Origin of the sequence: Bradyrhizobium sp. (assembly GCF_049798375.1) — a bacterium.
GTDB lineage: Bacteria > Pseudomonadota > Alphaproteobacteria > Rhizobiales > Xanthobacteraceae > Bradyrhizobium.
In genome coordinates this window covers 1-5,630 of sequence record NZ_JBARGP010000549.1, presented here as the reverse complement: position 1 = coordinate 5,630, position 5,630 = coordinate 1, and the positions used below count along the sequence as shown (strand labels likewise).

Below are 5,630 nucleotides of genomic sequence, written 5' to 3'. Positions count from 1 at the left end.
CCATCGGTGCGCGCGGGCCTGCTCGCCGCCGGCCGCTCGCCGAAGACCCCGGTCGGCGTGTTCGCGCGCGTGACGCGCGCCGATGCACAGGCCGCGGTCGGTACGCTCGATCAATTGCCGGAGCTCGTCGCTCGGATCGACGGCGGCCCGGCCATCCTCATCATTGGCGACGTGGTCGCGCATTCCGCGCCCTGGCGTCGCCAGAATTTTAGCCAAACCCTCGCCGAACTGCTGGAACCTGCGTAATGACCTCTCCGCTCGAACAGAAGAAGATCAAGCTCACCGGTCCTTCGATCGTGACCGCCAACCGGACCTGGGATGGTGCGGTGATCTATCGGACCGCGACCCACAACTGGTCGACCGATCTGTCGACCGCCGCCGTGGTTCGCGCCTCGGACGAAGCGCGCACGCTGCTCGCGGAATCGGTGGCCGATGATCTCGGCGCGATCGGTCCCTATATCGCTCCCGTCGACGTCGACGAGAGGGGCAGACTGAAACCGGGCAATCTGCGCGAGCGGATCCGGCTGAAGGGCACCACGATCGGCGTGCCGGCGCTGGCTCAAGTCTGAAAGTTCAGATCATGTACGCCTATGACGAGATCGACCGCACGCTGGTCAACGAGCGTGTCGCCGAATTCCGCGACCAGGTGAAGCGCCGCCTCTCCGGCGAGCTCACCGAGGACGAGTTCAAGATGCTGCGGCTGCAGAACGGCGTCTATCTGCAGCTGCACGCCTACATGTACCGGATCGCTATACCCTACGGCACGCTGGCCTCGAACCAGCTGCGCCGGCTCGCCCATGTGGCGCGGCGTTACGATCGCGGCTACGGCCATTTCACCACCCGCCAGAATATCCAGTTCAACTGGATCAAGCTCGCCGAGCTGCCGGACGCGATGGCCGATCTCGCCGACGTCGGCATCCAGTCGATGCAGACCTCCGGCAACAATCTGCGCAACGTCACGGCCGACCAATGGGCCGGCGTCGCGCCGGGCGAAATCGAGGACCCGCGCATCTGGTCGGAGATCATCCGCCAGTTCACCACCCTGCATCCGGAATTCTCGTTCCTGCCGCGCAAGTTCAAGATCGCGATCACGGCCTCCGAGCAGGATCGCGCCGCCATCAAGATCCACGATGTGGGCCTGAAGCTGACGAAGAACGCCGCAGGCGAGACCGGCTTCGAGGTGCTGGTCGGCGGCGGTCTCGGCCGCACGCCCTTCATCGCCAAGCCGGTGAAGGACTTCGTCCCCGGCCGCGATATCCTGAGCTACATCGAAGCCATTTTGCGCGTCTACAACCAGTATGGCCGCCGCGACAACATCTACAAGGCACGCATCAAGATCCTGGTGCATGAGCTCGGGGTCGAGAAGTTCGCCGCCGAGGTCGAGGAGGAGTACCAGCAGATCCGCGACGGCGCGCTGAAGCTCGACGAGGAGGTCGTGGAGGACATCCGCTCGCGCTTCTTCTATCCGTCCTACGAGAAGCTGGCGCACATGCCGGACGAGCTGAAGCAGGCGGCGGCCGATCCGGAATTCGAGGCCTGGCGCAAGAACTCGGTGTTCCCGCACAAGGCGCAGGGCTATGCGATCGTCACGATCTCGCTGAAGCCGGTCGGCGCGCCTCCCGGCGATTGCAGCGCCGAGCAGATGGATGCGCTCGCCGATCTCGCCGACAAATATTCCTTCGGTGAGATTCGGGTCGGTCACGAGCAGAATTTGGCGCTGCCCCATGTCGCCAAGCGCGACCTGCCGGCGCTGTGGAAGGCGCTCGACAAAGTCGGACTGGCGATTCCCAATGTCAATCTGGTGTCGGACATTATCGCCTGCCCGGGGCTCGACTATTGCTCGCTGGCCAACGCGCGCTCGATCCCGATCGCGCAGGAGCTGACGCGGCGTTTCGCGAGCCACGACACCGCCAACCTGATCGGCCGTCTGCACATCAACATCTCCGGCTGCATCAATGCCTGTGGCCATCACCATGTCGGCCATATCGGCATCCTCGGCGTCGAGAAGAACGGCGAGGAATTCTATCAGATCACGATCGGCGGCCGTGCCGACGAGGGCGCGGTGCTCGGCACCCTGATCGGACCGTCGGTGCCTTATGGCGACGTCGCCGATGTCGTCGAGGACATCGTCGAAGCTTATTTGGCGCTGCGCGCGCGCCCCGACGAGCTGTTCATCGAGACGGTGGCGCGGCTCGGCGTCGAACCATTCAGGGAGCGGGTCTATGCCACTCGTTAAGGGCGGAAAAATCACGCCTGATAGTCTCGCCCACGTCGCCGATGATGCCGAGCTGCCGGCGCAGCCCGCCATCCTGGTCTCGGCCACGCGCTTCCTGGCCGATCCGGAAGGCCTGCTCAGCCGTCCCGGCGGCAAACTCGGCGTGATCTGGCCGAACAACCGCGACATCGACGACCTCGTGCCCTATCTCGATCGCCTCGCGGTGGTGGCGCTGGTGTTTCCGAGCTTCCGCGACGGCCGCGCCTACACCCAGGCGCGCCTGTTGCGCGAGCGCTATGCCTGGCGCGGCGAGCTGCGGGCCACGGGCCAGGTGCTGCGCGACCAGTTCGTGTTCATGCTGCGCGCCGGCTTCGATGCGTTCGAGGTGAAGAAGCAGAGCGACGCGGAAGCCTTCGCCGACACGGTGAAGCGCTACTCGGTGTTCTACCAGCCGACCGGCGATGGCCGCATCACCGCGCTGCATCGGCGGATGCAGCTGCGTCATTCGGAGAGTGCCGGCCTATGACCGTGTGTGCCGTGCCGCTGCCGTCAACGACAGATACCGTGCCGTCCGCCGCCGCGCTCGACCGAAGCTTGCGCGATGCCTCGCCGGCCGAGGTCATCGCCACCGCGCTGAAGCTCGTTGGACGCGACCAGCTCGCGCTGGTGTCATCCTTCGGCACGGAATCGGCGGCGCTGCTCAAGGTGATGGCCGATGTCGATCCGGCGATTCCGGTCGTTTTCCTCGACACCGGCTGGCTGTTCGCGGAGACCCTGGCCTATCGCGACACGCTGATCGAGCGGCTGGGCCTGCGCGACGTGCGCACGATCAAGCCGTCCGAAGCCAAGCTTGCAAGCGAGGATGCGGACGGCGAATTGTGGTTCACCGATCCCGACACCTGCTGCCGCATCCGTAAAGTCGAGCCGCTGGCCCGTGCGCTTGCGCCATTCTCGGCCTGGCTCAACGGCCGCAAGCGCTTTCAGGGCGGCGCGCGTGCGACGATTCCCGTGGTCGAGCAGGATGGGGCACGATTGAAATTCAATCCGTTCGCCAATGTCTCGCGCGAGCAGATCATCGCGATCTTCAACGAGGCCAAGCTGCCGCCGCACCCGCTGCTGGCGTCGGGCTATCTGTCGGTCGGCTGCATGCCCTGCACCAGCCGCAGTTCGGCCAACGAAGACAGTCGCGCGGGCCGCTGGCGCGGCCGGCCGAAGACCGAATGCGGCATTCATACGTGCGCGAGCGCCGATGCGCTGGCGTCTTCGGCGTGATCTGTCGCGCCGCCGTGACGAATTGCTCGGTTCACGAGCAACTTCGGGTGCGACAGAACACGGCATCCGTTCGCGGGCTCCGTAATAGCAGAATGGCGCTGCCGGAACCGAAACAAGAAAATCCGGTTTCGTTGACTTGAGCACTTCCATCCGGCGTCTTGCGTGCTGAGCCCGCGTCATCTCGCGGGCCGAAATGGAGAGCGAGATGATCCGGCGTCTTCTGGTTGTCGCAGCGGCTTTGTTGTGGGCAGGTTCGGCCTTTGCCGCCGATGTGACGCTGCTGAACGTATCCTATGATCCGACGCGTGAGCTCTATGTCGATTTCAACAAGGCGTTCGCCGCGGCCTATCAGAAGGAAACCGGCAAGAGCGTCGAGATCAAGCAGTCGCATGGCGGCTCGGGCTCGCAGGCGCGCAGCGTGATCGACGGGCTGCAGGCCGACGTGGTGACCTTGGCGCTGGCCTATGACGTCGATGCCATCGCTGCCAAGGGACTGACCGCCGCCGACTGGCAGAAGCGGCTGCCGGATAATTCCTCGCCCTATACCTCGACCATCGTGTTCCTGGTGCGCAAGGGCAATCCGAAAGGCATCAAAGACTGGGACGATCTGGTGAAGTCGGGCGTCCAGGTGATCACGCCGAATCCCAAGACCTCCGGCGGCGCGCGCTGGAACTATCTTGCCGCCTGGGGCTATGCTCTGAAGAAATATGGCTCCGCCGACAAGGCCAAGCAGTTCGTGGCCGACCTTTATGAGCATGTTCCGGTGCTCGATACCGGTGCGCGCGGCGCCACCGTCACATTTGTCGAGCGCGGCGTCGGCGACGTCCTTTTGGCCTGGGAGAACGAAGCCTATCTAGCCTTGCGGGAGTTCGGCCAGGACAAGTTCGAGATCGTGGCGCCGCCGCGCTCGATCCTGGCGGAGCCCCCGGTCGCTGTGGTCGACAGCGTTGCCGATAAAAAAGGCACACGCGGCGTCGCCGAGGCCTATCTGAAGTACTGGTATACAAAGCAAGGTCAGGAAATCGCCGCACGCAATTCGTATCGTCCGCGCGATCCGGAGGTGGCCAAGGCTCACGAGAACGAGTTTGCCAAGGTCGAGCTGTTCACCATCGACGATGTATTCGGTGGCTGGACCAAGGCGCAGAAGGATCATTTTGCGGAAGGCGGCATCTTCGACCAGATCTATAAGAACTGAGCGGATGATGAGGTGAATGCGTAATGCGTAGGATGGGTGGAGCGCAGCGATACCCATCATTTGCGCGAGTGTAAGTGGAGGGGTGATGGGTATCGCTGCGCTCAACCCATCCTGCAGAGCGTCGATTGATCGACGCGAAATGAATTGGGCCGGATGACCTCGTGAACACGCTCGTACCACGACGCAGCACCTTGCCGGGGTTCGGCCTCACCATGGGGCTGACCCTGACCTGGCTGTCGGTAATCGTGCTGATCCCGCTCGCCGGCCTCTTCATTAAATCGACGGAGCTGAGCCTCGATCAGTTCTGGGGCATCGTCACCAGCCGCCGCACGCTCAATGCGCTGCGGGTGTCGTTCGGGCTTGCGTTTGCTGCCGCTTGCGTCAACCTGGTGATGGGCACTATCATCGTCTGGGTGCTGGTGCGTTACCGCTTTCCCGGCCGGCGGCTGTTCGATGCGATTGTCGACGTGCCGTTCGCGCTGCCGACCGCGGTGGCCGGCGTGGCGTTGACCTCGCTGTTCGCAGAGAAGGGCTGGCTTGGTGCGCCGCTTGCCGCAGCCGGCATCAAGGTCGCGTTCACGCCGCTTGGCATCTTCGTCGCCATGATCTTCATCGGCATTCCCTTCGTGGTGCGCACGGTGCAGCCGGTGCTGATCGATCTCGATCCGGAGCTCGAGGAGGCCGCGGCCAGCCTCGGCGCCAGCCGCTGGCACGCCGTGACCAAGGTGATCCTGCCGAGCCTCGCACCGGCGCTACTCACCGGCCTGGCGCTGGCCTTCGCGCGCGCCGTCGGCGAGTTCGGCTCGGTGATCTTCATCGCCGGCAATCTGCCGAACATCTCCGAGATCGCGCCGCTGCTGATCGTCATCAGGCTGTCGGAATATCGCTACGCGGATGCCACTGCGATCGCGGTGGTGATGTTGGTTGCGTCCTTTGTCATCATCTTCA

General features: G+C 64.2%; 6 protein-coding genes and 1 pseudogene. All 7 read left to right on the top strand.

The genetic code is table 11. From position 1 onward, the window contains the following. Nucleotides 1-246, top strand: a pseudogene (locus WA702_RS21980) (siroheme synthase CysG); the annotation flags it as partial. Next, nucleotides 246-569, top strand: coding sequence for a DUF2849 domain-containing protein (locus WA702_RS21975; RefSeq protein WP_425112655.1), 324 nt, complete (start codon nucleotides 246-248; stop codon nucleotides 567-569). The pseudogene WA702_RS21980 and the gene WA702_RS21975, both read left to right, overlap by 1 nt. Nucleotides 570-580: 11 nt before the next feature. After that, nucleotides 581-2,236, top strand: coding sequence for a nitrite/sulfite reductase (locus WA702_RS21970; protein ID WP_425112654.1), 1,656 nt, complete (start codon nucleotides 581-583; stop codon nucleotides 2,234-2,236). Beyond that, the gene (locus tag WA702_RS21965) at nucleotides 2,223-2,741 is read left to right on the top strand and encodes a DUF934 domain-containing protein (protein WP_425112653.1); all 519 of its coding nucleotides are present in this window, start codon (nucleotides 2,223-2,225) and stop codon (nucleotides 2,739-2,741) included. Before WA702_RS21970 ends, WA702_RS21965 begins: the two co-directional genes overlap by 14 nt. Continuing rightward, nucleotides 2,738-3,487, top strand: coding sequence for a phosphoadenylyl-sulfate reductase (locus WA702_RS21960; protein ID WP_425112652.1), 750 nt, complete (start codon nucleotides 2,738-2,740; stop codon nucleotides 3,485-3,487). The genes WA702_RS21965 and WA702_RS21960 overlap by 4 nt, the downstream gene beginning before the upstream one ends. Nucleotides 3,488-3,692: 205 nt before the next feature. Further along, nucleotides 3,693-4,682 (top strand): sulfate ABC transporter substrate-binding protein, encoded by a 990-nt coding sequence (locus WA702_RS21955; protein WP_425112651.1) that lies wholly within the window; start codon nucleotides 3,693-3,695, stop codon nucleotides 4,680-4,682. Nucleotides 4,683-4,894: 212 nt separating this feature from the next. Next, nucleotides 4,895-5,630: sulfate ABC transporter permease subunit CysT (gene cysT, locus WA702_RS21950; RefSeq protein WP_425112656.1), on the top strand; the 736-nt coding region annotated here is incomplete at its 3' end.

Bases quoted from the DNA above. Each gene is read 5' to 3' on its own strand.
- WA702_RS21955 (WP_425112651.1), top strand. From the start codon at position 3,693: ATGATCCGGCGTCTTCTGGTTGTCGCAGCGGCTTTGTTGTGGGCAGGT.
- WA702_RS21965 (WP_425112653.1), top strand. From the start codon at position 2,223: ATGCCACTCGTTAAGGGCGGAAAAATCACGCCTGATAGTCTCGCCCAC.
- WA702_RS21975 (WP_425112655.1), top strand. From the start codon at position 246: ATGACCTCTCCGCTCGAACAGAAGAAGATCAAGCTCACCGGTCCTTCG.
- WA702_RS21970 (WP_425112654.1), top strand. From the start codon at position 581: ATGTACGCCTATGACGAGATCGACCGCACGCTGGTCAACGAGCGTGTC.
- WA702_RS21960 (WP_425112652.1), top strand. From the start codon at position 2,738: ATGACCGTGTGTGCCGTGCCGCTGCCGTCAACGACAGATACCGTGCCG.